The 25,743-nt window shown below is 73.7% G+C and carries 21 protein-coding genes; 12 read left to right on the top strand and 9 right to left on the bottom strand.

Going from position 1 to position 25,743, the window contains the following annotated elements; translation table 11 throughout:
* Positions 1–103: 103 nt before the first annotated feature.
* The 3 genes from AB0O82_RS35815 to AB0O82_RS35805 all read right to left on the bottom strand — a co-directional run bounded on the left by AB0O82_RS35815 (position 104) and on the right by AB0O82_RS35805 (position 3,031).
* Entirely contained in the window at positions 104–1,363 is a 1,260-nt protein-coding gene (locus tag AB0O82_RS35815; RefSeq protein WP_363588763.1) for a hypothetical protein, read from the bottom strand.
* Positions 1,364–1,568: 205 nt separating this feature from the next.
* Positions 1,569–2,339: a lysophospholipid acyltransferase family protein gene (locus tag AB0O82_RS35810; RefSeq protein WP_350887852.1), complete on the bottom strand. Its 771-nt coding sequence runs from the start codon at positions 2,337–2,339 to the stop codon at positions 1,569–1,571.
* Between the two features lie 266 nt (positions 2,340–2,605).
* The gene (locus AB0O82_RS35805) at positions 2,606–3,031 is read right to left on the bottom strand and encodes a DUF4395 domain-containing protein (RefSeq protein WP_363588760.1); all 426 of its coding nucleotides are present in this window, start codon (positions 3,029–3,031) and stop codon (positions 2,606–2,608) included.
* A gap of 214 nt (positions 3,032–3,245) precedes the next feature.
* On the opposite strand from AB0O82_RS35805, the gene AB0O82_RS35800 reads away from it, so the two are divergent.
* The 5 genes from AB0O82_RS35800 to AB0O82_RS35780 all read left to right on the top strand — a co-directional run bounded on the left by AB0O82_RS35800 (position 3,246) and on the right by AB0O82_RS35780 (position 8,551).
* Complete coding sequence (locus AB0O82_RS35800) at positions 3,246–3,647, top strand: thioredoxin family protein (RefSeq protein WP_363588758.1); 402 nt, start codon at positions 3,246–3,248, stop codon at positions 3,645–3,647.
* Positions 3,648–3,911: 264 nt separating this feature from the next.
* Positions 3,912–4,697 carry an electron transfer flavoprotein subunit beta/FixA family protein gene (locus AB0O82_RS35795; RefSeq protein WP_363588756.1) on the top strand — a complete coding sequence of 262 codons (786 nt, stop codon included), beginning with the start codon at positions 3,912–3,914 and terminating at the stop codon, positions 4,695–4,697.
* Between the two features lie 45 nt (positions 4,698–4,742).
* On the top strand, positions 4,743–5,705 hold the full coding sequence (locus AB0O82_RS35790) for an electron transfer flavoprotein subunit alpha/FixB family protein (RefSeq protein ID WP_363588754.1): 963 nt from the start codon (positions 4,743–4,745) through the stop codon (positions 5,703–5,705).
* Between the two features lie 180 nt (positions 5,706–5,885).
* Positions 5,886–7,304, top strand: a complete 1,419-nt coding sequence (locus tag AB0O82_RS35785) for an acyl-CoA synthetase (RefSeq protein ID WP_363588752.1) — start codon at positions 5,886–5,888, stop codon at positions 7,302–7,304.
* 311 nt (positions 7,305–7,615) lie between these two features.
* The gene (locus AB0O82_RS35780; protein ID WP_363588750.1) at positions 7,616–8,551 is read left to right on the top strand and encodes a C40 family peptidase; all 936 of its coding nucleotides are present in this window, start codon (positions 7,616–7,618) and stop codon (positions 8,549–8,551) included.
* A gap of 105 nt (positions 8,552–8,656) precedes the next feature.
* On the opposite strand, the gene AB0O82_RS35775 is transcribed toward AB0O82_RS35780, so the two are convergent.
* Complete coding sequence (locus AB0O82_RS35775; protein ID WP_363588748.1) at positions 8,657–9,559, bottom strand: PfkB family carbohydrate kinase; 903 nt, start codon at positions 9,557–9,559, stop codon at positions 8,657–8,659.
* A 465-nt stretch (positions 9,560–10,024) separates the two neighbouring features.
* Between AB0O82_RS35775 and AB0O82_RS35770 the strand changes: the two genes are divergently transcribed.
* Both AB0O82_RS35770 and AB0O82_RS35765 read left to right on the top strand, forming a co-directional pair.
* Positions 10,025–11,092, top strand: a complete 1,068-nt coding sequence (locus tag AB0O82_RS35770) for an NUDIX domain-containing protein (protein ID WP_363588746.1) — start codon at positions 10,025–10,027, stop codon at positions 11,090–11,092.
* A 141-nt stretch (positions 11,093–11,233) separates the two neighbouring features.
* Positions 11,234–12,073, top strand: a complete 840-nt coding sequence (locus AB0O82_RS35765; RefSeq protein ID WP_363588744.1) for a DUF4184 family protein — start codon at positions 11,234–11,236, stop codon at positions 12,071–12,073.
* Here AB0O82_RS35765 and AB0O82_RS35760 read toward each other — a convergent pair.
* A complete protein-coding gene (locus AB0O82_RS35760; protein WP_363588742.1) occupies positions 12,049–13,413 on the bottom strand; it encodes a dipeptidase in 1,365 nt (454 codons plus the stop codon). The genes AB0O82_RS35765 and AB0O82_RS35760 overlap by 25 nt on opposite strands.
* A 547-nt stretch (positions 13,414–13,960) precedes the next feature.
* Between AB0O82_RS35760 and AB0O82_RS35755 the strand changes: the two genes are divergently transcribed.
* On the top strand, positions 13,961–15,112 hold the full coding sequence (locus tag AB0O82_RS35755) for a geranylgeranyl reductase family protein (protein WP_363588767.1): 1,152 nt from the start codon (positions 13,961–13,963) through the stop codon (positions 15,110–15,112).
* 163 nt (positions 15,113–15,275) lie between these two features.
* Here the strand turns inward: AB0O82_RS35755 and AB0O82_RS35750 are convergent, their stop codons facing one another.
* Entirely contained in the window at positions 15,276–17,579 is a 2,304-nt protein-coding gene (locus AB0O82_RS35750; RefSeq protein WP_363588740.1) for a glycosyl hydrolase family 18 protein, read from the bottom strand.
* A gap of 210 nt (positions 17,580–17,789) precedes the next feature.
* Positions 17,790–18,776: a helix-turn-helix domain-containing protein gene (locus tag AB0O82_RS35745; RefSeq protein ID WP_363588738.1), complete on the bottom strand. Its 987-nt coding sequence runs from the start codon at positions 18,774–18,776 to the stop codon at positions 17,790–17,792.
* Between the two features lie 323 nt (positions 18,777–19,099).
* Here AB0O82_RS35745 and AB0O82_RS35740 point away from each other — a divergent pair, with 323 nt between their 5' ends.
* Both AB0O82_RS35740 and AB0O82_RS35735 read left to right on the top strand, forming a co-directional pair.
* Positions 19,100–20,347 carry an MFS transporter gene (locus tag AB0O82_RS35740; protein ID WP_363588736.1) on the top strand — a complete coding sequence of 416 codons (1,248 nt, stop codon included), beginning with the start codon at positions 19,100–19,102 and terminating at the stop codon, positions 20,345–20,347.
* Positions 20,348–20,516: 169 nt separating this feature from the next.
* Entirely contained in the window at positions 20,517–21,290 is a 774-nt protein-coding gene (locus AB0O82_RS35735; protein ID WP_063350153.1) for an enoyl-CoA hydratase family protein, read from the top strand.
* Positions 21,291–21,357: 67 nt separating this feature from the next.
* Here AB0O82_RS35735 and AB0O82_RS35730 read toward each other — a convergent pair whose 3' ends face one another.
* A complete protein-coding gene (locus AB0O82_RS35730; RefSeq protein WP_363588734.1) occupies positions 21,358–22,119 on the bottom strand; it encodes a maleylpyruvate isomerase family mycothiol-dependent enzyme in 762 nt (253 codons plus the stop codon).
* A gap of 168 nt (positions 22,120–22,287) precedes the next feature.
* Here AB0O82_RS35730 and AB0O82_RS35725 point away from each other — a divergent pair, with 168 nt between their 5' ends.
* Complete coding sequence (locus AB0O82_RS35725) at positions 22,288–23,043, top strand: DapH/DapD/GlmU-related protein (protein ID WP_363588732.1); 756 nt, start codon at positions 22,288–22,290, stop codon at positions 23,041–23,043.
* 51 nt (positions 23,044–23,094) lie between these two features.
* On the opposite strand, the gene AB0O82_RS35720 is transcribed toward AB0O82_RS35725, so the two are convergent.
* Positions 23,095–24,525, bottom strand: coding sequence for a helix-turn-helix domain-containing protein (locus tag AB0O82_RS35720; protein ID WP_363588730.1), 1,431 nt, complete (start codon positions 24,523–24,525; stop codon positions 23,095–23,097).
* 276 nt (positions 24,526–24,801) lie between these two features.
* Here AB0O82_RS35720 and AB0O82_RS35715 point away from each other — a divergent pair, with 276 nt between their 5' ends.
* The gene (locus AB0O82_RS35715) at positions 24,802–25,626 is read left to right on the top strand and encodes an alpha/beta fold hydrolase (RefSeq protein ID WP_363588765.1); all 825 of its coding nucleotides are present in this window, start codon (positions 24,802–24,804) and stop codon (positions 25,624–25,626) included.
* The last annotated feature ends 117 nt before the right edge of the window (positions 25,627–25,743 follow it).

The following is a 25,743-nucleotide window of genomic DNA, read 5'->3' as shown; positions in this document are numbered from 1 at the left end:
GGTACTGCAGGGGGGACCCTGTGGGAGAGTAGGACGCCGCCGAACAATCATTCACAGAGAACCCCCATCCGGGAAACCGGATGGGGGTTCTCTGCGTTGTGATTCACTCGTCCTGGAGTTCCTCGTCCTCTTCCCACGGCCGCGATTGTGCCTGGGCTGATGCCCGGCCATCGGGTTGAGGTGGTACCGCCGCCGTTCCCCACGCCGGCCGGGTCAGCCAGGCGTCCCTGTCGTTGGTGAGCCGGGCGATGCCCGTCCCGTCCGGCCGCATGGTGTAGAGGTCGGCCTCGGAGCCGGCGGGGGCCTCGGCGAACACGATGGACTTGCCGTCGGGCGCGTAGGACGCGGTGCCGTAGAAGACGTTGGATGGGGCGGGGGTCAGCGCGCCGATGGCGGTGCCGTCGGGGTGGACGGTGTAGATGCCGCCGCCGGGGGCGTCGGTGCGGCCGGCCGGGTAGGTGGTGAAGAGGATCTGGGTGCCGTCGGGGGACCAGTTGGCGCGGTCTCCGGCGCGCAGTTCCCAGGGGGTGAGCTGCCGCAACCCGGTGCCGTCCGCGGCGACGACGTAGATGGCGCGGCTGTTGGCGGGCTGACCGGTGGCACCGGTGCGGTACTCGAAGGTGAGCTGCTTGCCGTCGGGGGACCAACTGGGGTTGCTGACCTGCCCGGAGTACGGCTTGTCGTTGGTGAGGAAGGTGAGCCGCTGGACGTCGGTGCCGTCGGGGCTCATCAGGTAGAGGTCCGAGTACTGGATCTGGTTTCTGTCGGCCGGGTCGAGGGCGCCCCAGGAGCGGCTGAAGGCGAGTTGCTTGCCGTCGGGTGAGTAGGCGGGGGCGCGTTCGTCCTCGTTGGTGCAGTCGGCGGTGCCGGTCTCGCAGAGCTGGTCGATCTGGTGGGCGCCGTCGCCGTTGGTGGAGACCGTCCAGAGGCGGGCGGCGCCGCTTCGTGGGTCGGTCCGGTCGAAGGTGATCGTGCTGCCGTCCGGGGACCAGTCGGGGCGGTCGTCGCGGGTGCGGTCGGGCGGCTGGGTGACCTGGTGCCAACCGGTGCCGTCGGGTGCGAGGGTGACGATGGCGCTGGTGGTGCGGGCGGTGTTGAGGAAGACCCCGCCGACGATCAGACCGTTGTGTGCGGTGGCCGCAGGCGTTCCGGCGGCGGCGCCGACCACGCCGGGGCTCGCGGCGGCGGTCGTCGACTCGGCTGCGGTGGAGGGGGCGTCCGCCTGGATCTCGGACAGGGGGATCTCACCGGGTTCGGCGCCGCACCCGGTCAGCAGGGCGCTCAGCAGCAGAAGGCCCGCACCGGCGCTGGCGCGGGTGCGGGCCTCGGGTGTGGACCTGGGGGACTGCCGTGTGCGGGTCATCCGTGTCATTTCCGCTCCGACCTTTCCGACCTCTCCGGCGTTCGCTCCGTCTCCGATGCAGGACGAAGGCCCCTCAAAGGGGCTGTCACTGTGTCAGACGGGGAGCGTCGGCGACCGGGCGACACGCGACGCCTGGCGTTCGGTCGGTCACACGGAGTAGAAGGTCTCGGGAGGGCGGCGCGGGGTGGAACCGGGGCGGGGCTGGTCAGCCCCGGGCGGCGCGGCGCTCGGCCTTGGCGAGGGCCTCCGCCTCGTCCTCGGCCTCGGCGACCTCCAGGGTGGGCGCGGTGCCGTCGAGGTGGGTGGGCAGCCACCAGGTGTCGTCCGGGCCGGAGGGCTTGCCGGGGTACTCGCGCTGGGCCTGGTCGAGCATCTCGCTCATGGCCGCGCGCAGCCGCCTGGTGACCATGACGGGCTTGTCGTTCGGGCCGAGGTGAATCGGTTCGCCGATCATGATGGTGACGGGGACGTGGCGCTTGGTCAGGGTCTTCGGACGGCCCTTGGTCCAGAGCTGCTGGGTGCCCCAGAGGATGACGGGCAGCAGCGGGGTGCCGGAGTCGGCGGCCATCCGGGCGGCGCCGGTCTTGAACTTCTTCAGCATGAACGAGCGGCTGATGGTCGCTTCGGGGAACACCCCGACGACCTCGCCGGCCTTGAGGGCGCGCACGGCGGCCTCGTACGCGGGCTGCCCGTCGGTGCGGTCGACCGGGATGTGCTTCATGCCGCGCATCAGCGGGCCGGAGACCCGGTGCTTGAAGACGTCGTCCTTGGCCATGAAGCGGGTCTTGCGCTTGCCGCCGCGGTAGGCGCCGAGGCCGGCGAAGAGGAAGTCCAGGTAGCTGATGTGATTGCTGACCAGTACGGCTCCGCCCCTGGCGGGGATGTTCTCGGCGCCTACGATCTTGATCCGCACGTCGAGCGCACGGAAGGCGGTGAGTGCGGCGCCGATCACCGGCGGGTACACGAACTCTGCCACGGTCAGTCCTGACTTCCACGGGCCGGAGCCCGGTACGGCGGGTACCCGCGTCGCTGAGCGGGGCCGACCGGAGCGCGGCACGCCGCGGCGGTCACGGGTGATTCACGGAGATGATCCCCCGAACGAGTGCCTGCTGTCACCTGAGCCGTGCGGTCAAGCGGATATTCGCGGTGTGATCTCCGTGATGAGTTCGGGTGGGAACTTTTCCCTCCCCGGCGACCTGGAGGCCCGGTCCGTCCCGGAGGCCCAGGGGGCCCAAGGGGTGGCTAGGCTCCGGCGCCGAGGCGCCCCTGGGCGCGGCGGACGAAGGGGTAGACCTCACGGCCGAGGCAGTAGCCGAACGCGGCGTTGAGGAAGGCCGCCGCCAGGGCGAAGGCCGTGGCCAGTAGGCCGAGCCAGGCCACCCCGGTGAGGAAGCCGAGGGCGCCGACGGCGGCGAACACCAGGCCGACTCCCTGCGCGAAGCGGGGTGGCCGCTCGTCCTCGGTCTCGGAGGGCGGGGCCAGTCGGGGGAGGAGGAAGGTCTGGTAGAGCCAGTCGTAGGGGGAGAGCCGCAGGCCGCCGAACGCGCCGAGTGCGAAGACGAGGGCCTGGACGGCCAGCAGCACGTCACTGCCGGTGATGAGGGCGGCGGCCAGCACGACCGAGGTGAGCGCGGCGGCGAAGCGGGGACCGCGGGGATCGATCTGCACGAGGGCTCCGGGAGGGTCGCGACGGGCGGCGGCGGGGCGCGTCAGCGACAGCGGGTGGTGGTGGCCCGGCCCAGGTCGACGACGCGGCGGGAGGTCAGCAACGGCGGTGCGGTGCGGTCGGATTCCACCCGGCGATCGTACGCGGGCCCGGCCCGGTGGTCGACCTCCCTTTCGAGGCCCGGGGCCGCTGCCGCAGACTGGGGACGGCCGGTTGGTGGTGTGCGTCGTCGTGTCGGCGCCGGCGACCACCTTCGGGCTGCTACGGGCACGGCACGACGGGAGGCTGAGGGTGCGCACCAACGGCGGGGCGGTACGGCTGTCGGAGGCGGAGCTGGGCGGGGCGCTCGGCGAGCGGGCGACGCTGGTTCAGTTCTCGACGGCGTTCTGTCAGCCGTGCCGGGCCACCCGCCGGGTGCTCGCGGAGGTGGCCGGCATGGTCGACGGGGTGGCGCACGTCGAGGTGGACGCCGAGGAGCGGCTGGAGCTGGCTCGGCGGCTGGAGATCCTGCGGACGCCGACCGTCCTGGTGCTGGACGGGGGCGGCCGGGTGGTGCGCCGGGCGGCCGGACTGCCGCGCAAGGTGGATGTGATCGCGGCGCTCGGCGAGGCGGTGTGAGCCAGGGCCCCGGCGATCCTGCGGCGGATATGTAGTCCGATCAGGTGGTGTCGGGGCTGCCCTGGGGCAGGATGGGCGCAGACGGAAGTGCAGCCGCCCGGCCTAAGCTACTGGCCAGTAGTGACCACTGGACTACTGCCGAGTATGCTGCCAGGAAGTTCCGGACCGGCACGGGAACCCGCTGCCCGGAGCGGGCGCGCACCGTGTTCGCGCCCCGCTTGCACAGCCGCAGCCGCCGGACGAGACCAGTACAGGAGACAGGCCGTGAGCTTGAGGATCGTTGTCTGTGTGAAGTACGTGCCGGACGCGACGGGTGACCGTCGGTTCGCGGACGACCACACCACCGACCGGGAGGGTGTGGACGGCCTTCTGTCGGAGCTCGACGAGTACGGCGTGGAGCAGGCGCTGCGGATCGCGGCGGCGAACGAGGGCGCCGAGGTGACGGTGCTGACGGTCGGGCCGGACGACGCGAAGGACGCGCTGCGCAAGGCGCTGTCGATGGGTGCGGACAAGGCCGTGCACGTGAATGACGAGGACATCCACGGTTCGGATGTGATCGGGACGTCGGCGGTGCTGGCGAAGGCGCTGGAGAAGACCGGGTTCGACCTGGTGATCGGTGGGATGGCGTCGACGGACGGTTCGATGGGTGTGCTGCCGGCGCTGCTGGCGGAGCGCCTCGGTGTGGCGCAGGTGACGCTGCTGTCGGAGGTGTCGGTCGAGGGCGGTGTGGTGCGGGGTCGTCGTGACGGTGACGCGGCGACGGAGCTGGTGGAGGCGGCGCTGCCGGCGGTGGTGTCGGTGACGGACCAGTCGGGTGAGGCCCGGTACCCGTCGTTCAAGGGGATCATGGCGGCGAAGAAGAAGCCGGTCCAGTCGCTGGATCTGGACGATCTGGGCATCGGGGCGGACGAGGTCGGTCTGGCGGGTGCGTGGACGGCGGTGGAGTCGGTGGCGGCGCGTCCGGCGCGGACCGCGGGCACGGTCGTCAAGGACGAGGGCGAGGGCGGCAGGCAGCTCGCCGGCTTCCTCGCCGACCAGAAGTTCATCTAGTCCCCCCCGTTCGCGCATCCAACGATCGATCAGGAGCAACGAATCATGGCTGAGATCCTGGTTCTGGTGGACCACGCCGACGGTGCGGTCCGCAAGCTGGCCCTCGAACTGCTGACCCTGGCCCGCCGGATTGGCGAGCCGTCCGCGGTCGTGCTGGGCGCCGGTGCTGCCGCCGCCGACCTCGCGGCCAAGGCCGCCGAGTACGGCGCGGCCAAGGTGTACGTCGCCGACGGCGCGGAGTTCACCGACCAGCTGGTCGTCCCGAAGGTGGACGCCCTCACCCAGATCGCCAAGGCCAACGACGCCGCCGCCGTCCTGGTCACCTCCTCCGGTGAGGGCAAGGAGATCGCCGCCCGCGTTGCACTGCGGCTGGGCTCCGGCATCATCACCGACGCCATCGACCTGGAGGCCGGTGAGGGTGGCCCGGTCGCCACCCAGTCGGTGTTCGCCGCGTCCTTCCAGGTGAAGTCGAAGGTGACGAAGGGCGTGCCGGTCATCACCGTCAAGCCGAACGCGGTGGCCCCCGAGGCCGTTGCGGGCGCGGGCGCGGTGGAGAACGTGGCGGTGGAGTTCACCGGCAACGCGGCCAAGGTCACCTCGCGCACCCCGCGGGTCTCGACCGGCCGTCCGGAGCTGACCGAGGCCGCGATCGTGGTCTCGGGCGGCCGTGGCGTCGGCGAGGCGGCCGGCTTCGGCGTCGTCGAGGAACTCGCTGACGCGCTGGGCGCGGCCGTCGGCGCCTCGCGTGCCGCCGTCGACGCGGGCTGGTACCCGCACAGCAACCAGGTCGGCCAGACCGGCAAGCAGGTCTCGCCGCAGCTGTACATCGCGGCTGGCATCTCCGGTGCCATCCAGCACCGGGCGGGCATGCAGACCTCGAAGACCATCGTGGCCGTCAACAAGGACCCGGAGGCCCCGATCTTCGAGCTGGTCGACTACGGCGTGGTCGGCGACCTGTTCGCCGTGCTGCCGCAGCTGACCGCCGAGGTGAAGGCCCGCAAGGGCTGATCCCCGCACACGGCAGTGGGAGGGCGTGGCACCGGGTACCCGGTGCCACGCCCTCCGGCGTTTCCGGCACAGGTCGGTACAAGCCAGGTGGGCGGCGGCTGGTGACCGCTGCCCACGGACGGTCCGGGTGCGGCCCGTAGAGTCGGCGCGACAGCGTGAGACGAGGGCGAGGACGGAAGCATGGCACTGCTGACCGCACTTCAGGGCGACTACGGGGACGCGGCGGACGCGCTGCGGATCGACGGGCGGGCGCTGTCCCGCGAGGAACTGCTGGGCGCGGCGACCGCCGTCGCCGACCGGGTGGCCGGTGCGCCCGCGCTCGCCGTGCTCGCCCGGCCCGCCGTCGAGACGGTCGTCGCCGTGGTCGGCGGCCTGCTGGCGGGCGTGCCCGTGGTGCCGCTGCCGCCCGACTCCGGGCCCAAGGAGCGCGAGCACATCCTGCGCGACTCGGGTGCGGTGCTGCTCGCGCACGCCGTGGGCGACGCGGTGCCGGGTGAGGTGGAGGGGGTGCCGGTCGACCCGGCGGACCGCGCCGCCACCACGTTCGCCGAGCCCGCGCCGGACGCCACCGGCTTCGTCCTCTACACCTCCGGCACCACCGGGGCGCCCAAGGGAGCCGTGATCCGGCGCCAGGCGATCGCCGCCGACCTGGACGCGCTCGCCGCGGCCTGGCAGTGGACCGCCGAGGACACCCTCGTCCATGGCCTGCCGCTGTTCCACGTCCACGGACTGATCCTCGGCGTCCTCGGCGCCCTGCGGACCGGCAGCCGGCTCGTGCACACCGGGCGGCCCACCCCGGAGGGGTACGCGGCCGCGAGCGGCAGCCTGTACTTCGGGGTGCCGACCGTCTGGTCCCGGGTGGCGGCCGACCCCGGGGCGGCGGGTCGGCTGGCCTCGGCCCGGCTGCTGGTCTCCGGCAGCGCGCCGCTGCCGGTACCGGTGTTCGAGAAGCTGGCCGCGCTCACCGGGCACGCCCCGATCGAGCGCTACGGGATGACCGAGTCGCTGATCACCGTCAGCACCCGGGCGGACGGCGAGCGTCGGCCCGGCAGCGTCGGCCTGCCGCTGGACGGGGTGCGCACCCGGCTGGTCGGCGAGGACGGCGCGCCGGTGCCCTCCGACGGGGAGAGCATCGGAGAGTTGCAGGTCGCCGGGCCGACCCTGTTCAGCGGGTACCTCAACCGGCCCGACGCGGACGCCGAGGCCTGGACGGCTGACGGCTGGTTCCGCACCGGGGACGTCGCCGTGATCGGTGAGGACGGCTTCCACCGGATCGTCGGTCGCGCCTCCGTCGACCTGATCAAGAGCGGCGGCTACCGGATCGGCGCCGGTGAGGTGGAGGCCGCGCTGCGCGACCACCCCGCGGTCGCCGACGCGGCGGTGGTCGGTGCGCCGGATGAGGACCTCGGGCAGGCCGTCGTCGCGTACGTCATCCCGGACGGCGCCGTGACGGGGGAACAGCTGACGGCCTTCGTGGCGGAGCGGCTGTCCGCGCACAAGCGGCCGCGCCGGGTCGTGCTGGTGCCCGAACTGCCCAGGAACGCGCTGGGAAAGGTGTTGAAGAAGCAGCTGCTGGCGGAGGCGGACCAGCAGGGGTGAGGGGGCGTCGGGCAAGCAGCCCGATGACTGGCCTTCACCCTGATACCCCGTCGGTGCTCACCGGCCGTGAACCCTTCCATTGGCTCACTCCACTGCGCGCCGTGAGCGGACGCGTGCCTACCGTGACACGCAGGCAGAACTGAATCCCCGCCCGGCATGCCGCGGCTCCCGGTCGCACGACCGGAGGCCGTGGCATGCCGGGCGGGGTCTGCCGAGCCGTGCGTGCCGTCTCACCGGGACGTGCGTGTCCGTAGCCGATTCCGCAGCCGCCCCCGTGGCGGCAGTTCGCAGCAGTGAGGGAAGACAGCAGGATGACCACCGTCAACACCGGCGCGCCGGGTGCCGCCGACGAACCGACCGGGCAGCACGCTGCCACCACCGTCGACCAGCTGGCGGCCACCGTCAGCCCCGTCCGCCCCGTCCGTCCCTCGCGGGCCGCGCGGGTGCGCCGGGGGATAGGCATGGTGGCCGTGATCGTGGCCGGTGCGGGTGTGATCGGCGTCGGCCCCGGCGTCAGCCCCGCCGTCGCCGCCGAGTCGGCACCGGCGCACGCCGGGTGGGACGGCTCGCGGTACTGGTTCAAGAACAGTCAGGGGCAGTGGCGCTGGACCACGCACTACGACGTGTACGTGGCGCGGACGGGGGGCGGATCCTCCTCCGCAGCGAAGGCCCCGTCGACGGGCGCGAAGTCGAGCGGGGGGATCAAGCAAGGCTGGGACGGGTCGCGGTACTGGTTCAAGAACAGCAAGGGGGAGTGGCGCTGGACCACGCACTACGACGTGTACGTGGCGCGGACGGGGGACGGGTCCCCGTCGTCGTCCGGGTCGTCCGGGTCGTCCTCGTCGGGTTCGTCGGGCTCGGCCGCCGGCGAGGTGGCGGGGGACCAGGGCGTCGAGTCCGCCGTGCAGTTCGCGCTGAGCCAACTGGGCAAGCCGTTCCGGACCGCGGGCAACGGGCCGGACGGGTACGACTGCTCGGGCCTCGTGCAGCAGGCCTTCCGACGCGGCGGGGTGAACCTGCCGCGGGTGGCCAACGACCAGTACGCGGCGACCACGCCCATCAGCGCCGGCCAGCTGCGCCGGGGCGACCTGCTGTTCTGGTCCCCCAACGGCACCAAACGGGGCATCCAGCACGTGGCGATCTACCTGGGCAACAACCAGTACGTCGAGGCGGCGCGGCCGGGCACGCTGATCCGGATCTCGGGGATCAGCAGCGGCTACTACCCGTCGTACATGGGGCGGCCGTAGACCGAGTGCTGCTAGGCACGTGAGCCGGGGCGTTCGGGAGTTGTGGCCCGGGCGCCCCCACCGGGGGTGAGCCCGGCCCGCCCAGGCCCGTCGGGAAGCGGCTGGTCAGAGGTCGGTCGGGCGGGGGAGGGCGCCACGCGCGCCCAGGGCGGTGACGGCGAAGGCGCCGGCGGCCACGGCGGTGGCGGCCGCGGCGGGGAGGGAGGCGCCGCGGGCGAGTCCGGCGGCGAGGGCGCCGCAGAAGACGTCGCCGGCACCGGTGGTGTCGACGACCTGGACGGCGGGGGCGGGCAGTCGGGCCGACCGTCCCTCGGTGGCGACCAGCGCGCCCTCGCCGCCGAGGGTGAGTACGACGCCGTCGGCGCGGCGGGCGAGGGCCCGGGCGGCCTCCTCGACGGTGGGGGCACCGGTCAGCTGGCGGGCCTCGACGGCGTTGGCGACGACCAGGGGGTGGCGCCCGGTCGGACCGGTGTCGGGGAGCGAGCCGGCCGGGGCGGCGTTGTGCACCCAGTGGGTGCCGTCGGCCGGCAGGGCGGCGGCGGTCGCTCGGATGCACTCCTCGGGGACCTCGCCGCTGGTGAGGAGCACGTCGACGGGGAGCAGGTGCAGGCGGGCGAGTGCGGCGGTGACCTCGGCGGCGGTCAGGTGGGCGTTGGCACCGGGGACGACGACGATGCTGTTCTCGCCGGCGGGGTCGACCATGACGATCGCCTGCCCGGTCGGCGCGTCGGGGTGGGTGAGCACGGAGGCCGTCTCGACTTCCGCGCCGCGCAGGTCGGTGACCGCGGCTGCGCCGTCGGCGTCGTGCCCGACCTTCGCGACCAGGTGGACGGCGGCGCCCATGCGCGCCGCCGCCACCGCCTGGTTCGCGCCCTTGCCGCCGAACCCCTGGGTGGCGGCGGTGGCGAGGACGGTCTCGCCGGGGGCGGGGAGGACGGGGCAGCGGAGGATGCGGTCGGCGTTGATCGAGCCGATGACGATGACGCGGCCGGCTGGGAGCAGCTTCATCGTTCCTCTGTACGTGCTGGGGTGCGCGCGGCGCAAGCGGGCGCCGGGGGGCGCGCGAGGGGCGCGGGGAAGAATATGTCGACCGGTCTACTGAATTATGCAGACCGGTCTAGATATTGCCGGGAGAAATCTGTCGGTCGGTCTACATAGTCGGGTGGAGGGGGTGATGCGAGGTGATCTGGGGTGATGATGGCGCACAGGAAGTCGGACGGGCCGACTTCCTGTGCGCGCAGGGTGTGAGCAGGGTGCAACTTTGATGTAGACCGGTCTACATATTTCTCCCGGAAGGCGGCTGGCCTGGGCACATGCCCCTGTCAAGGGGCGGAGTGGGGCGCAACGGCGGGCGCGGTGGGGAGGTATGGGGAGCGGCGTGGCGCGGGTACCACCACGGGTGGCGCTGGTTCGGCCGACGGGGGCGCTGCCCGGTGCGAACGGCATCGGGGCAAGTCGAGGGCAGGGGACGTTGTGATCGTCTGGGTCAATGGCACATTCGGGGCGGGCAAGACGAGTGCCTGCCGCGAGCTGGTGGAACTGCTGCCCGGGAGCGTGCTCTTCGATCCCGAGCTGGTGGGCTTCGGCCTGCGCCGGATGCTCCCGGCCGACCGGCTGGCGACGGTGTCCGACTTCCAGGACCTGGCGGCCTGGCGCCGGCTCGTCCCCGAGACGGCGGCCGCGCTGCTCAGTGAGGTCGCGGGCCCGCTGGTGGTCCCGATGACCCTGCTCAGGGAGGACTACCGGGACGAGATCTTCGGCGACCTCGCCTCCCACGGCATAGCGGTGCACCACTTCGTCCTGGACCCAGAAGAAACGATCCTGCGTCACCGCATCGCCCACCGCGACGAGTGCCCGGGAGATCCGGAGGCCAGCGAGCGGGTCCGCACGTGGTGCTTCGAGCACGTGGCCCGCTACCGGGCCGCCCGGCGCTGGCTGGTCGAGGACGCCCGGATGCTCGACACCAGCGAGCTCACCCCCCGCGAGACCGCCCACCGGATCGCCGAACTGGTCCGCGTCGGCGCCGCCCGCTGCCCGATCGTCCAGACCCCCGACCCGACCGGGGACACCGTGGCCTCCGCCGTCCTGTTCTTCGACGAACAGGACCGCGTCCTGCTGGTCGACCCCGTCTACAAACCCGACTGGGACTTCCCCGGAGGCGTGGTCGAACGCGGCGAGGCCCCCACCGACGCGGCCCTGCGCGAGACCGCCGAGGAACTGGGCCTGCGGCTCGACCCGACCGGGCTGCGCCTGCTCGCCGTCGACTGGGAGCCGCGCACCGGCCCGCGCCGCGGCGGCCTGCGCCTGATGTACGACGGCGGCCAACTGGACGCCGCCTCCCGCCAGAACCTGCTGCTCCAGGCCGAGGAACTGCGCGACTGGCGCTTCGTCACCCTGGACGAGGCCGCCGACCTGCTGCCCCCGAGCCGCTACCGCCGCCTCGCCGCCGCCCTGGACGCCCGCCGCAGCGGCGAGTTGCGCTACCTGGAGGCGGGCCGCCGGGTCGCGCTCGGCCTGGCCAGCACGGCGGACGCGGCGTAGCCGCCTGGGGTGCCTGACGAGCCCGGGTGCCGGGCCGCCCCGGGTGCCGGGCCGTCCAGAGGCGGTGGCCGCTGTCCAGAGGCGCTGGCCGTTGGCCCAGGTCGTTGGCCGATGGCTCGGCAGGGGCGGGAGGATGGGGGCATGCCGTTCACACTGAGCCACCCCGCCGCCGTCCTGCCCCTGCTGCGCGCCGCCGGGGAGCGCGGGCCGCTGGTCGCCTCGGCGCTGGTCGCCGGATCGATGGCGCCCGACGTCCCGTTCTTCGCCGAGTCGCTGCTGCCCGGGGTGTACGGCCACGGCGGTCTGACGCACCGCTGGTGGGCCGTGCCGACGCTGGACGTGGCGATCGCGGGCGCGCTGGTGGCCGGCTGGCACGGCCTGCTGCGCGCGCCGCTGGTGGCGCTGCTGCCCGACCGGTGGGCGGGCGCGGCCGAGGTGCTGACGGTCCGGCGGTCCGCCGGAGCCGGGGCGGGTGCGGGGGCGGCGTGGTTCGCGGCGTCGGCGGCGATCGGTGCGGCCACCCACGTCGGCTGGGACGCGTTCACCCACGAAGGCCGGCTGGGTGTCCGGCTGCTGCCGGTGCTGGACCGGGAGGTGGCCGGGGTTCCGCTCTACTCGGCTCTGCAGTACGGCAGTTCGGCGCTGGCTCTGGCCGCGATGGCGGGCTGGGCGGTGCGGGCGGCGCGGGGCGTGGAGCCGGTCCGCCCGGCCGTGGCACTCGCTCCCCGGGCGCGCCGCGCCGCCGTCGCGGCCCTGGGCGCGGCGACGGCGGTCGGGGTGCTGCACCGGCTGGTCCCGCTGCGGCGGAACCTGATCCCGGAGTTCTGCTTCGGCGCCGGGGCCGGGCTCGCGGTGGGGGCGGTCGGTTACGCGGTGGTGGCGGGTGCCGCCCGCAGGTTCCGGGGCGGGCGGCCGGTGCCGGGGACCGCCGACGGCGGCCCCCGGACCAACGTGCGTCAGACCGAGCGCAGTTCGGCGTAGCGGCGGAGGAACAGGGCCTCGGAGAGGGCCATCCGCTCCAGCTCCTGCGGGTCGACGCTCTCGTTGACCGCGTGGATCTGGGTGGTCGGCTCCTCGACGCCGATCAGCACGATCTCGGCCTTCGGGTAGAGCGAGCGCAGCGTGTTGCAGAGCGGGATCGAGCCGCCCTCGCCGGAGGCGACCATCTCGGTGCCGAAGGCCTCGGCCATGGCCTCGCCCATCGCCTCGTACGCCGGGCCGGTGGTGTCGGCGTTGAACGGGGCACCGGTGCCCTGGCGTTCGACGGTCAGACGGGCGCCGAGCGGGACCTGCGCCTCCAGGTGGGCGACCAGCGCGTCCTGGGCGGCGGTCGGGTCGCTGCCCGGCGGGACGCGCAGGCTGACCAGGGCCTTGGCGGCGGCCTGGACGGAGGAGGTGGCGCCGATCACCGGCGGGGCGTCGATGCCGAGGACGGTGATCGCGGGGCGGGCCCACAGGCGGTCGGCGATGGTGCCGGTGCCGGTCAGGGCGACGCCGTCGAGCACCTTGGCGTCGGAGCGGAACTGCGCCTCCGAGTACTGGACACCGCTCCAGGTCTGGCCGCCGGTCAGTCCGGCCACCGCGACGTCGCCGTGCTCGTCGTGCAGCGAGGCGAGCATCCGGACCAGCGACTGCAGCGCGTCCGGGGCGGCGCCGCCGAAGGCGCCGGAGTGCAGGTTGCCGGCCAGGGTGGTGACCGCGACCTCGACGACCGTCATGCCGCGCAGCGAGGCGGTCACGGTGGGCAGGCCGGGGGCGAAGTTGCCGGTGTCGCCGATGATGATGGCGTCGGCGGCGAGCAGTTCGGGGTGGGCCTCGGCGTAGCGCTCCAGGCCGCCGGTGCCCTGCTCCTCCGAGCCCTCGACGATGATCTTCAGACCGACCGGGTAGCCGTCGCCGTACACCTGCCGCAGGGCTCGCAGGGCGGTCAGGTGCATCAGGATGTTGCCCTTGCAGTCGGCGGCGCCGCGCCCGTACCAGCGGCCGTCACGCTCGGTCAGCTCGAAGGCGGGGCTGAGCCAGGCGCTCTCGTCGAGCGGGGGCTGGACGTCGTAGTGCGAGTAGAGCAGCACGGTCGGCGCGCCCTGGGGGCCGGGCAGTTCGGCGTAGACGGACTGGGTGCCGTCCGGGGTGTCCAGCAGTTGGACGTTGGTCAGGCCCTCGGCGGCGAAGGCGTCGGCGACCCAGCGGGCGGCCTTCTCGCACTCCTCGACCGGGAACTGGCGCGGGTCGGCGACCGAGGGGAAGGCGACCAGTTCGGCGAGGTCGGTGCGGGCACGGTCCATCAGGGACCGGACGGCGTCGGCCAGCGGCTGTGACATCGGGGCTCCGAGGGGAAGGCTTCGCCCGAGGGGTGGTGCGGGCGGAGGGGGCGGTTTGGGTACCGCCGATCATAGGCGGACTCGAACAGTCCGATCGGGTGGTTTTGCCCGGCGATCCCGCCCGGCGCACCGTCTGGTGGATCGGCCCGATGGATCGGCCCGGGTTCGATCTGAGTTCGGTCCGGGTTCGATCCGGGTTCGGTCTGGCGTTCGGGGCGGCGCGGCCAGCGGCGGGCTCGGCGGACGCATAGGATTGCTCGACGTGACTGACTCCGGAAGCTCCGATTCCCGCAGCCCACTCGACACCGAGGTCTCGCCGCTCGACGCCGAGGTACCCGGACGGCCGTCAGGCCGGTCGTCAGGTCAGCCGTCAGGCGAGGCGTCCGAGGGGGCGCCCGAGACGGTGTCCGAGACCGGGACCGAGACGGTGTTCGAAGCCGCGACCGAGGCTGGGACCGAGACCGACGGCGCGACCGAAGCCGAGACCGAGACCGCGCCGAGGGTCGGTCGGTCGGCGCCCGAGCCGCTCGACGGTGTCTGGGACGTCGTGGTGGTCGGCGCCGGACCGGCCGGAGCCTCGGCCGCGCACGCCGCCGCCGTCCAGGGCCGGCGGGTGCTGCTCCTCGACAAGGCCGAGCACCCCCGTTACAAGACCTGTGGCGGCGGCATCATCGGCCCGTCCCGGGACAGCCTGCCGCCCGACTTCCGGCTGCCGTTGCAGGACCGCGTGCACGCCGTCACCTTCGCCTACGACGGGCGGTTCACCCGGACGCGTCGGTCCCGGCGGATGCTGTTCGGCCTGGTCAACCGGGACGAGTTCGACCTGCGCCTGGTGCAGGCGGCCAAGCAGGCCGGGGCGGTGCTGGTCACCGGAGTGACCGTCACCGGCGTCGAGCAGCGCGGCGGCGAGCACCGGACGGCGCTGGTGACGGCCGCCGACGGGCGCACCTTCGAGGCGCGCGCGGTGGTCGGCGCGGACGGCAGCGCGAGTCGGATCGCCCGGCACGTCGGTGTCACCTTCGACCAGATCGACCTCGGCCTGGAGGCGGAGATCCCCGTCCCGCCGCAGGTCGCCGCGGACTGGTCGGGCCGGATCCACCTCGACTGGGGCCCGCTGCGCGGCAGTTACGGCTGGGTGTTCCCGAAGACCGAGTCGAGCAGTCTGACCGTCGGCGTCATTTCGGCGCGCGGCGACGGCGAGCGGACCAAGCAGTATCTCGCCGACTACATCCGGCGGTTGGGGCTGTCCGGCTTCACCCCGAGCGTGGAGTCCGGGCACCTGACCCGCTGCCGGGCCGAGGACTCGCCGCTCTCCCGCGGCCGGGTGCTGGTCGCCGGGGACGCGGCCGGACTGCTGGAGCCGTGGACCCGCGAGGGCATCTCCTACGCGCTGCGCTCGGGCCGGCTGGCCGGCGAGTGGGCGGTGAAGGTCGCGGAGGCGGGCAAGGCGGCGGACGTGCGGCGCGAGGCGTTGAACTACGCGTTCGCCATCAAGGCCGGGCTGGGCGTGGAGATGCGCGCCGGCAAGCAGCTGCTGGGCGCCTTCGAGCGGCGCCCGTACCTGTTCCACGCGGCGGTCTGCCTGGTGGCGCCGGCCTGGCGGGCCTTCGCCCGGACCACCCAGGGGCACACCTCCTTCGCGCAGGTGCTCCGGCAGTACCGGGCGGCCAGGAAGCTGGCGGCGATGGCGTCCCGGTGACGGGAGGCGCATTCGGCCTTGGAGGCCCGTCAGGCCCGTCAGGCCCGTCAGGTACGTGAGGCGCTTGAGGCGCTTGAGGCACCTGAGGCGCGGGCCGGCGCTCCGTCGTTCTCGGAGCGCCGGCCCTTGCTGCCCTACCGGCCCAACGGGCCATGCCCTCCGGCTATTTGAGACCGGAGTCGAGTGCGTTGATGAGCGTGCCGGAGGGGGTGTCGCCGGACATCTCCCAGATCATGCCGCCGAGCAGGTTCTTCGACTTGAGGTAGGCCGTCTTCTGGGCGATCGACCAGGCGTCGTCGAAGGTCCACCACTGGCCGCCGGCTCCGGTGTAGCCGTACGTCGCAATGGACTTGGGGTCGTGGTACACGGTCAGGTTGGGGACGCCGGTGATGAGGTTGTTGTAGCCGCGGGTGCCGGCCTCCTCGCTGAACTGGCCCGGGGCCGCGCCGTTCGCGGACTGCCACACGCCGGAGGCGCCGCCGTCCGCCACGCCCTGCCAGCCGCGCCCGTAGAACGGGAAGCCGATGGTGAGTTTGCGCGGGTTGACCCCGGCGCCGAGGTAGGTCTGGACCGCCGCGTCCACGCTGAAGTGGAAGTTGTACGGGTCGTTCGGGTCGGCGTAGAGGTTGGCCTGGGGGCCGGTGCGGTTGGGCTCCCAGGAGTTGTCGCTGCCGGAGCCGTGGAAGTCGTAGCCCTGGACGTTGGCGATGTCCAGCGAGCTGAAGATCTTCGTGAGGTCCCAGCCCGCGGCGACCTTCGCCGGGTCGGCCGGGGTGAAGGCGGTGAGCAGCTTGTGGGATCCGCCCAACGCGTCGAGCTGCTTGCGGAATTCGGCCAGCAGCAGGGTCAGGTTGCCCTTGTCGTTGGCGCTCCAGTGGTTGCCCGCGTGGCCGTCGGCGGAGCCGGGCCACTCCCAGTCGAGGTCGATGCCGTCGAAGATCCCGGCCGCCACGCCGTCGCCGCCGGCGCCGTTGTAGACCGGCAGGTTGCCCTTGATCCACACGTCGAGGCAGGACTTGACGAACTTCTGGCGGGACGCGTCGGTGGCGGCGACGTCCGAGAAGTACTTGGAGTACGTCCAGCCGCCGAGTGAGACGACCACCTTCAGGTTCGGGTACTTGGCCTTCAGCTTCTTCAACTGGTTGAGGTTGCCGCGGAGTTTGCCCCAGCCGTCGTCGGCCACGCCGTCCACCGACTGGTCGGCGCTCATCGGGCGGGCGTAGTCGGCGTCGGCGTCACCGGCGCCGGTGCCCTGGTCCGGGTCCTGCGGGTTGGCGGTGGTGCCCTTGGTGACGCCCGCCAGACAGGTCAGGTTGACCGGATCGATGTTCTCGAAGGCGTAGTTGACGACGTCGAGCTTGGCCGCGCTGCCGGAGGTGTCGAGGTTCTTGACGAAGTACTGGCGGCCGTAGATGCCCCACTGGACGAAGTAGCCGACCCGGGCGTACTTTCCGGCGCCGACCAGGTCCGAGGTGGTGGCGGTGAGCGGGGCGGAGGCGGGAGAGGCGTTGTCGGCGGGGTCGCGGGCCTTCACGGTGAACGTGTAGGTGGTGGACGGGGACAGGCTGCCGACCGTCGCGGTCAGGGTGCTGCCGCTGACCGTCGCCACCAGCGTGCCGCCCTGGTAGACGTCGTACGCGGCGACCCGGACGTTGTCGGTCGCGGCGTTCCACGCGAGCGTGACGTCCGACGAACTGATCGCCGTGGTCCGGAGGTTGGTCGGCGCGGTGGGCGGGACCGGGTCGGTCGACGGGTCGAAGGTGGCGGCGGTGACGGGCACGCTGAGCGGTCCGGTGTTGCCGCGGCTGTCCTTGGCCCGGACGGACAGCGTGTAGGTGGTGGCCGGGGTGAGCCCGGTGAGCAGGGCGCTGGTGGTGGTGCTGGAGCCGACTACGACGGCGCCGTTGAGCACGTCGTAGGAGGCCACCGGGAAGTCCCCGCCGGTGGCGACCGGCCAGGTCAGGGCGAGCGTGTGCGCGGTGGACTCGGTGACCGCCGGGGTGCCCGGCGCGGACGGTGGGACGTCGGCGGTGCCGTCGCACTTGTCGCCGTTGATGCGGCAGTTGGTGGGGGTGGCGACCGGGCCGTTGCCGACGAACCAGAAGCTGTACGGCTCGGTGGTGCTGTGGGCGTTGACGGTGGCGTTGTAGAACGCGTTGGTCGCGGTGACGTGCCGGCCGTTGACGGTGGCGGTGCCGTTGTAGCTGTTGCCGATGGTGACGCCGGCCGGCAGGTCGAACTCCAGGGTCCAGCCGGTCACGGCGGTGGCGTTGTCGTTGTGGACGATGTAGGTGCCCTGCCACCAGGAGCCGTTGTCGGCGGTGGTGAAGGAGGCGGTGAGTTTTCCGGCGGCGTTCGCCGGGGCGGCCAGCGCGGTGAGCGCGGCGAGGGGCAGGACCAGGACGGAGAGCAGTGCCAGCAGTCTGCTGCGCACGCGCGGGCGCCTGGCCCGGGATCGAGCGGACATGGTTCTCCCTGTGGCTGTGGGGGTTGGACAGGGTGACGTAGAACCGCGGTGCTTGGTGCGTGTGCGATGGGTGCCCGCGCCGTGGGGAGGCGGGGCATGGGCACTGTAGGAGGACTGGACCAATGCGTCAACAGGTCTGTACCACTGGGGAGTTGGGGGATCAGCCGCCGTGGTGCGGGCCGGTCGGGGGGAAGACGAGGGCGAACTCCGTCACCTGTTCGCCCCCGTCAGCTCGTCCCCGAGCGGGCTGCGCAGGTACAGCACCGAGCGGCCGTGCCGGGCCCGGGTGACCAGGCCGGTGGCGGCGAGGACGGACAGGTGCTGGCTGACCGCGCCGGGGGTGACGCCCAGCCGGTAGGCGAGGTCGGTGGTGGAGGCGGGTTCGGCGAGCAGGGCCAGCAGCCGGGCCTTCGGCGCGCCGACCAGCGCCTCCAGAGCGCGCGACGGTACCGGCGTCCCCGGGCCGGCCATGCCCGCCTGGCCGCGCGCCGGGTAACTGATCTGCGGCGCACGCTCGTTGCTGATCATCGTGATCGCGCCGCGGGCGAAGAAGGTCGGGATGAGGACGAGGCCGCGGCCGTCCACGGCGGTCTCCGCGTCCCAGTCCGTCCACCGGCGGTTGATCGACAGGACGCCGTCCTCCCAGTGCAGCCGGTGGTCCAGGTCGGCGAAGAGCGCCGCCGCGCCGTGCCGGGAGAGCAGCCGGGCCCGGTAGACCAGGTCGGCGTCCAGGACCGCACGGGCCTGCGGCCACCAGGACGGCGCGAGGCAGACCTCCCAGTACTCCTCCAGCGCGTCGGCGATCCGCTGCAACAGCCGTGCCGGGTCGGCCAGTCCGGCGGCGAGCGCGGCGGGCAGGGGCCGCCCGTGCGGCAGGAAGACCTGCTCCAGTTCGGGGCGCAGCTGCTCCGGCGGCAGCGCGCGGACGGTGGCCAGCTCGGTGCGGAAGTCGGCGGCGGGCGAGGCCGGGCGGGGCGTCAGGAAGTCGGGGATCCAGCGGTTCCCGGCGATGAGTGACAGCAGCAGCGTGGAGTCCAGCCGTTCGAAGGCGGGCCGGAGCCGTTCGAAGGCGGGGGTCTGGAGCTGGTAGACGCCGGGGTGGGTCCACATGCGCAGGCTGAGCGAGGCCTCCTGGATCGGGGAGACGGCGAACCAGGTGGTGGCGAGGTCGGCCAGGCCGAGCGTGAAGCGGTGCACGGGGGCGGTCTCCTGCGACGCGGCGCGTGGGCGCCGGGGCTGGGGCGCGTGGGGCGCGTGGTTTTAGCCAGAGCCTAAAGGAGTACCGGACCCGGGCCGCCAGGCGGTGTGATCAGCACATGACCACCACCTCGCCGGCGGAGACGTCCGGACCCGACCCCGCCATGCCCGGAGGCGCCGCCATCACGGCAAGCACCGCAAGCACCGCAACGATCGCAGACACCGCAACGACCGGAAACGCCGCAACGACCGCAGACCCCGGAGACGTCGCGGACCCAGGAGGCCCCGCAGGCCCGCAGGCCGGCGGCGGGCTCGTCAGCGCCGTGCGACGGCGGCTGCACCCCGACCCGATGGTCCGGCGGCTGGCCGGGCTCACCCTGGTCAACACGATGGGCAGCGGCCTGTCCCTGTCCGTCGCGGTGCTGTTCTTCACCCGGGTGCTCGGTCTGAGCGCCGCCCAGCTGGGGCTCGGGCTGACCGCCGCCGGCCTGTGCGGGGTCGTCGCGAGCGTGCCGGCCGGGCGGGCCGCCGACCGTTGGGGCGCCCGGCCGGTGCTGGTCGTGCTGGTCGCGGCGCAGGCGGTCGGCACCGCCGGGTACACGCTCGTGCACAGCTATCCGGCCTTCGTGGTGCTGGCCTGCGGGGTCTCGGCCGCCGACCGCGGGTCCGCAGCCGTACGGAACGCGCTCTACGCCGAGGTGCTGCCGCCCGACCGCCGGGTGGCGGGCCGGGCCTACCTGCGGGTGGTGACCAACGTGGGCCTCTGCCTGGGGACGGCCGTCGGCGCGATCGCGCTCCAGGTGGACACCAGGCCGGCCTATCTGACGGCGATTCTGGCCGACGCCGCCTCCTTCGTGGTCGTCGCCGTGCTGTTCCACCGTCTCCCCGTCCTCGCGCATGCGGCCCCGGTCGCGCCGCCCGTGGGACCGGAGGCCGACGGGGCCGGTCGGGGCAAGCGGCGCAATCCGGCGCTGCGGGACGGCCCGTTCCTGGTCGTGACGGTGCTGAACGCGGTCCTCGCCCTGCAGTTCGCCGTCCTGGAGGTCGGCGTGCCGCTGTGGATCATCCATGACACCGAGGCGCCCCGGATCACCGTCGCAGGCACCCTGATCGTCAACACCCTGCTGGTGATCGCCCTCCAGGTGCGGGCCACCCGGGGGACGGAGGACCGGTCGACGGCCGCCCGGCTCTGCGGCCGCGGGGGGCTGCTGCTCGCCGCCTCGTGCCTGGTCATCGGACTCGCGCACGGCCTGCCCGCGATCGTCGCCGCCGTGGTGGTGCTCGGCGGCATCGCGTTGCAGTCGCTGGGCGAGGTGTTCGGCCAGGCCGGCGGCTGGGCGCTCAGCTACGACCTCGCGGGGGAGCGTGACCACGGCGCCTATCAGGGCGTGTACAACGCGGGTTCGGCGGCGGCGATGATGGCCGGTCCGGCGTTGGTCAGCACCGCCGTGATCGGGTTCGGTCCGGCCGGTTGGGTCGTCCTGGGCGCGGTACTGGCGGCGGCGGGCCTGGCGATGGGCCCCGTCGTCCGGTGGGCCGGGCGACGGGGAGGGTACGCCGAGGGCCGGTGACGCGGCCGCTCCCGGACGGGCGCGAGGGCCTCGATCCCGATCGGCACCTCGGGCAGGATTGGCTCTGGCCGAGGGGCGGGTGGGCGTGCCAGAGTCGTCCGGGCGCGGCCCGGGCACCCGGGCGGCACCGCAGTCCGACCCACCCTCAGCCGGAAGGCAGGCCCCGCCGATGACCAGCGCAGAGCCCCTCGTCCGCGTCACCACCGCCGACGCCGTCACCACGATCACCCTCGACTCGCCGCACAACCGCAACGCACTCTCCACCCGGCTGATGGCCGAACTGCACGCCGGTCTGGCGGTCGCCGCGGCCGACCCGGAGGTCCGGGCCGTGGTGCTCGGGCACACCGGCAAGGTGTTCTGCGCGGGTGCGGACCTGTCCGAGGCGACCGGCGCGGACCCGACGGTCGGCCCGCGCGGCCTGGTCGAGCTGCAGCGGGCGATCGTCGACTGCACCAAGCCGGTGATCGCCGTGATCGACGGGCACGCCCGGGCCGGCGGCCTCGGCCTGATCGGCGCGGCGGACCTCGCCCTCGCCGGGCCGGCCGCGACCTTCGCGTTCACCGAGGTCCGGCTCGGCCTCGCGCCCGCCGTGATCTCGCTGCCGCTGCGCCCCAAGCTGGACCCGCGCGCCGCCTCCCGCTACTACCTCACCGGCGAGGTCTTCGACGCCGCCGAGGCCGCCCGGATCGGCCTGATCACCCGCGCCACCGAGTCCGCCGAGGACACCGGGGTCGCGTTGAAGGGCCTGCTGGACGCGCTGCGCCAGGGCTCCCCGCAGGGGCTGGCGGAGTCCAAGCGGCTGGCCAACGCCGAGGTGGTGCGGTCCTTCGAGCGGGACGCGGAGGGGCTGGTGGAGCTGTCGGCGCGGCTGTTCGGGTCGGCGGAGGCGCAGGAGGGGATGCGGGCGTTCCTGGAGAAGCGGCCCGCGCGCTGGGTGCGCTGACCCCGGGCCACTCCACCCCTGGCCGCTCCCAGCGCGCGGCGCGCCGCGAGCTACGTGCGGCGCGGCCTCAGCCGATGGCCGCGCTGGTCCGCCAGAGTTCGAGCAGCGCCTCGTCGCCGTCGAGTTCGACCTGCGCGGGTCCGACCGGGAGCCGGTTCCACAGCAGCAGGTACAGGTCGTGGGCGGGGCCGGTGAGGGTGAGGTCGGCCGGTTCGGCGGCGCCGCCCGTGCCGACGGCCGGCGGCTCCTGGGTGATGGTCAGCTGCCAGGAGCCGGGGCCGTCGGTGGTCCGGACCCCGATGGTGCGGGTCCGTTCGCTGCGCAGCCGGGAGCGGCTGCTGGCCACGAAGCCGCTCAGCAGTTCGTCGATGCCGTCGAGGGCGAGGGCGGTGTCCACCCGGGGGCCCTCGGTGCCGGCCGCCGCGTCGGCGTCGGCGCGGTGGACGGCGGTCTCGTGCGCCTGGCGGCGGGCCCAGAACCCGAGCGGGCTGGGCGACGGCAGGAAGGTCCAGCACTCGACGTCGGCCGGGGCCCGGGTGAGCGTGTCCACCAGGGCGGCGTGGCCTTCGCGGAACCAGTCCAGCAGTGCCGCGTCGGACGGCGCCGGCCCGATCACGGCCCGGCTGCCGTCCTCGTCGAGGGGCGCGCGCACGCCCTGGGAGGGGTAGGCGGCGGCCCAGCGGTGGACGTTCCCGACGTGCCTCAGCAGGTCGTTCAGGTTCCAGTCCGGGCAGGTCGGTACGGGGGCGGCGAGGTCGGTCCGGGCGGCGGCCTCGGCGAGCAGGCTGCCCTCGCGGCGCAGGGCGTCAATGTGTTCGGTGATCTCCATGGGAGGGAGTGTGGCACCGGAGCCCGCCGTCGGTCGCGGTTTTCGGACCCGCCCGGGCGGAGGGCCAGGCCTGGCCGTGGGAGGCCGCAGGCCAGGGCGGGTGCGGGACCGGTGTGATGTTGACCGCCCGGCCGCCGGTCGGACCCTACGGGCCGGTAACGTGAGCTCATGCCGATAACCCGTTCGCTGCTCTCCGCGGTCCGAGCCGGTGGCCGCCGTGCCGCCGGCCGCCTCGTCCACCGGGGCTGGCGCTGGGTACAGCGGACCGGCGCGGTCACCCGGCAGAGCCCGGGCCCGTACCGGTTCGGCGAGTTGGGCGACGGTACGACACTGGCGTTCCCGCTCGGCGCGGTCTTCAACGAGCAGTGGATCACCATCGGGCCGTTCTCGATCATCGGCGAGCGGGTCACCATCAGCGCCGGTTTCCTGCCCGGCCTCGACCTCGGGCCCGAGCCGATCGTGCGGATCGGCGGCGGCTGCGTGATCGGCCGGGACAGCCACATCGTGGGCCACCAGTCGATCGTCCTCGGCGACGACGTGTGGACCGGGCCCGGCGTCTACATCTCCGACCAGGCACACGAGTACCGGTCCACCGACCTGCCGATCGGCAAGCAGTGGCCGCGCAACGAACCGGTGGAGATCGGCGCCGGGAGCTGGATCGGCACCGGCGCGGTGATCCTGCCGGGGGCCCGGATCGGCCGCAACGTGGTGGTCGCGGCGGGCGCGGTGGTGCGCGGCGAGGTGCCCGACCACAGCGTGGTGGCCGGAGCGCCGGCCAAGGTGGTCCGCCGGTGGACGGCCGAGGAGGGCTGGCAGCCGCCGCTGCGCCACGACGCGCCCCAGCCGGTGCCGGACGGCGTGACGGCGGAGCAACTGCGGGCCCTGGTGGGGTGGGACCTGCGGTTGCCGGGGGAGCGGGACTGATGCACCCGCGCCGCCGTCCCGGTGGCGCGGGTGTCGTTGGCCGGACACGCCCTAGCGGACTGCGGGGGCCTGTTCGGCGGCGCGGGCGGCGATGGCGGCGGTGATCCGCAGGACGTCGGCGGGGCGGGCGGGGTCGAGGCCGGTGAGGGCGGCGATCCGGCGCAGCCGGTAGTCGACGGTGTTCGGGTGCAGGTGCAGGGCGCCCGCGGTGTGTCGCCGGTTGAGCCCGCCGGCCAGGTGGGTGCGCAGGGTGGTGAGCAACTCGCCGCCGTCGGCGAGCGGTTCGATCAGTGCGGCGAGCCGGGGGCGGGCCTGGCTGGGGCGGGTGAGCTGGTATTCGAGCAGGACGTCGTCGAGCCGGTACAGGCCGGGTGGACGGTCGAACGCGCGGGCCACGTCCAGGACTTCGTACGCGAGCGCGGCCGCGCTCGGCACTTCGCCAGGTGCGGCGGCCGCCGCTGCGGCCAGGACGGGGACGCCCCCGGCCCGGGCGGCCGCTGCGACGGTGGCGGCCAGGTGCTGCCACGGGAGCTCGGCGGGCGTGCCGGGTCGCCCGGGCGCTCGCTCCGGCCGGGCCTCCGGGGGCGAGCCGAGCGGGACGAGTGCGAGGCCGCCCGAGGGGGTGAGCGCGGTGATCGCCGACTGCCGCGTCCGGTGGTCGAGTTCGGCGACGAGCCGGCGGAGCTTGCGGCGGCCGGCGATGCCCGGGTCGACGCCGGGGGCGTGCTCGTCGGGGTGGTCGGCGACGGACAGGCACAGGACGGCGTACCAGGGCGGTAGTCGGAGTCCGGCCCGGGCGGCGGCCTCGTCCGCCGGGGCGCCGGCGAGCAGCGCGGTGAGCAGCGACTGCCGGGCGGCTGCGTGCCGGTCGCCGGCCGGGCGGCGTTCGTCGAGGTAGCCGGCGCCGGCGGCGGTGGTGGCCTGGCGGAGCTGGTCGAGCAGCAGCCGGTTGAGGACGAGCAGGTCGGCGGCGTCGCCGTCGCGGGCGTGCCGGGTGACGAACTCCCAGCAGACCTCCAGCCCGAGATGGTGGGCGAGCAGGACGGCGTCCAGCGGCAGGCACTCCTCGGCGCGGCGGGCGGCGGCCTCCCGGACGGCGGCGAACTCCTCGTCGGGGGTGGGGAGTCCGGTGCGGACGGCGTGGGCCAGGGCGCGGATCCGGCGCTCGGTGTCGCGGGTGAGTTCGCCGGTGAGCTGTTCGCGGGGCAGGCGGTGGTACACGGGCACGCGGTCCAGCAGTGCGGCGACCACGCTCTCGGCCAACTCGCCTACACCGCCCAGGAGTCGCTGGTCGGCGGGCCGGCCGCCGATCACCGGGACGCGCCAGCCGGGCATCCGGTCGGCGGTGTGGTCGGGCGCGCGGACGGGTGTGCGGTCGGGCACGCGGCCGGGGGTGGTGGTGGGCGCGGAGTGCGGCTCGGAGCGGGGTGTGGCGTCGGGTGAGCGGCCGGGCGAGGCGGCGGGTGCGTTGTGACCGGTCACAGAGAACACCGTCCAGGTCTGGGGAACGCCCAAGGGCCGGGCCGGAGGGGCGACCGCATGATGGAGCCACTCGGGTTACCTGTTGGTAACAAACTTCCGCCGTGGAGGCAACAGTTGAGAACCCCACTTCTCCGCTTCTCCGCAACTCCCGTGCGCCGCAGGCTCGGCGGGGTCATCGGCGCGACCGTCCTGGCGGGCGCGCTGCTGGCCGGCGCGTCGGCCGCCCCGGCGAGCGCCGCGACGTCCCCCTCCGTCGCGCCCGCCGCCGCCCGCTCCATCACCTCCGCCGCCGCCTCCGCCGAACTGCCGCCCGACGGTGACTCGGTGGCCTCGCCGCCCGGCGCCAACGACTGGAACTGCCGCCCGAGCGCCGCGCACCCCGATCCGGTGGTCCTCGTGCACGGCACCTTCGCCAACCGCTACGAGAACTGGCTCGCCCTCTCCCCGCTGCTGAAGGGCCTCGGGTACTGCGTCTTCGCGCTCGACTACGGCACCATCCCGGGCGTCACCTCCAGCGGCAGCGGCCTGCTGCTGCCGATCGGCGGCCTGGGCCCGGTGCCCGAGTCGGCCGCCCAACTCGGGCGGTTCGTCGACCTGGTGCTGAAGGCGACCGGCGCGGCCAAGGTCGACATCGTCGGGCACTCGCAGGGCGGCATGCTGCCGAACTACTACCTGAAGTTCCTCGGCGGCGCCGCGAAGGTCGGCCGGCTGGTCGGCCTGGCGCCGTCCAACCACGGCACGACGCTCGACGGGATCACCAAGCTCGTGCCGTACTTCCCCGGCGTCGCGGACCTGATCTACACCGTCTGCCAGGCCTGCCGCGACCAGGCGGTGGGCTCCGACTTCAACCGCACGATGGCCTCCCGCCCGGACACCGTGCCGGGCGTGACCTACACGGTGATCTCGACCGTGTACGACGAGGTCGTCACCCCGTGGCGGACCCAGTTCCTGACCGGCCCGGCCGTCGACAACGAGGTGCTGCAGAACCACTGCCCGATCACGCTCGCCGAGCACGTGGCGATCGCGTTCTCGCCGACGGCGCTGCACCTGGTGACCAACGCCCTGGATCCGGCGCACGCCACACCGGTGTTCTGCGGCTGATCCGTACCCGTCGGAACGCCGCGGCCCGGGAGGGAGACCGATACCCAGAGCGCCGATCACCAGCGCCAGGAACGGATGAACCTTCAACCGTGTCGTGATCAACAGGACGACGACGAC

This window comes from Kitasatospora sp. NPDC088264 (assembly GCF_040685715.1).
GTDB lineage: Bacteria > Actinomycetota > Actinomycetes > Streptomycetales > Streptomycetaceae > Kitasatospora.
Note: the sequence above shows the minus strand (reverse complement) of the source record. Positions and strands in the feature narration are given on the sequence as shown.

What these genes read in the sequence shown, in the direction of transcription:
- AB0O82_RS35815 (WP_363588763.1), bottom strand. Translation starts at nt 1,363, where the DNA reads ATGACCCGCACACGGCAGTCCCCCAGGTCCACACCCGAGGCCCGCACC.
- AB0O82_RS35790 (WP_363588754.1), top strand. Translation starts at nt 4,743, where the DNA reads ATGGCTGAGATCCTGGTTCTGGTGGACCACGCCGACGGTGCGGTCCGC.
- AB0O82_RS35785 (WP_363588752.1), top strand. Translation starts at nt 5,886, where the DNA reads ATGGCACTGCTGACCGCACTTCAGGGCGACTACGGGGACGCGGCGGAC.
- AB0O82_RS35780 (WP_363588750.1), top strand. Translation starts at nt 7,616, where the DNA reads ATGACCACCGTCAACACCGGCGCGCCGGGTGCCGCCGACGAACCGACC.
- AB0O82_RS35775 (WP_363588748.1), bottom strand. Translation starts at nt 9,559, where the DNA reads ATGAAGCTGCTCCCAGCCGGCCGCGTCATCGTCATCGGCTCGATCAAC.
- AB0O82_RS35765 (WP_363588744.1), top strand. Translation starts at nt 11,234, where the DNA reads ATGCCGTTCACACTGAGCCACCCCGCCGCCGTCCTGCCCCTGCTGCGC.
- AB0O82_RS35760 (WP_363588742.1), bottom strand. Translation starts at nt 13,413, where the DNA reads ATGTCACAGCCGCTGGCCGACGCCGTCCGGTCCCTGATGGACCGTGCC.
- AB0O82_RS35750 (WP_363588740.1), bottom strand. Translation starts at nt 17,579, where the DNA reads ATGTCCGCTCGATCCCGGGCCAGGCGCCCGCGCGTGCGCAGCAGACTG.
- AB0O82_RS35735 (WP_063350153.1), top strand. Translation starts at nt 20,517, where the DNA reads ATGACCAGCGCAGAGCCCCTCGTCCGCGTCACCACCGCCGACGCCGTC.
- AB0O82_RS35730 (WP_363588734.1), bottom strand. Translation starts at nt 22,119, where the DNA reads ATGGAGATCACCGAACACATTGACGCCCTGCGCCGCGAGGGCAGCCTG.
- AB0O82_RS35725 (WP_363588732.1), top strand. Translation starts at nt 22,288, where the DNA reads ATGCCGATAACCCGTTCGCTGCTCTCCGCGGTCCGAGCCGGTGGCCGC.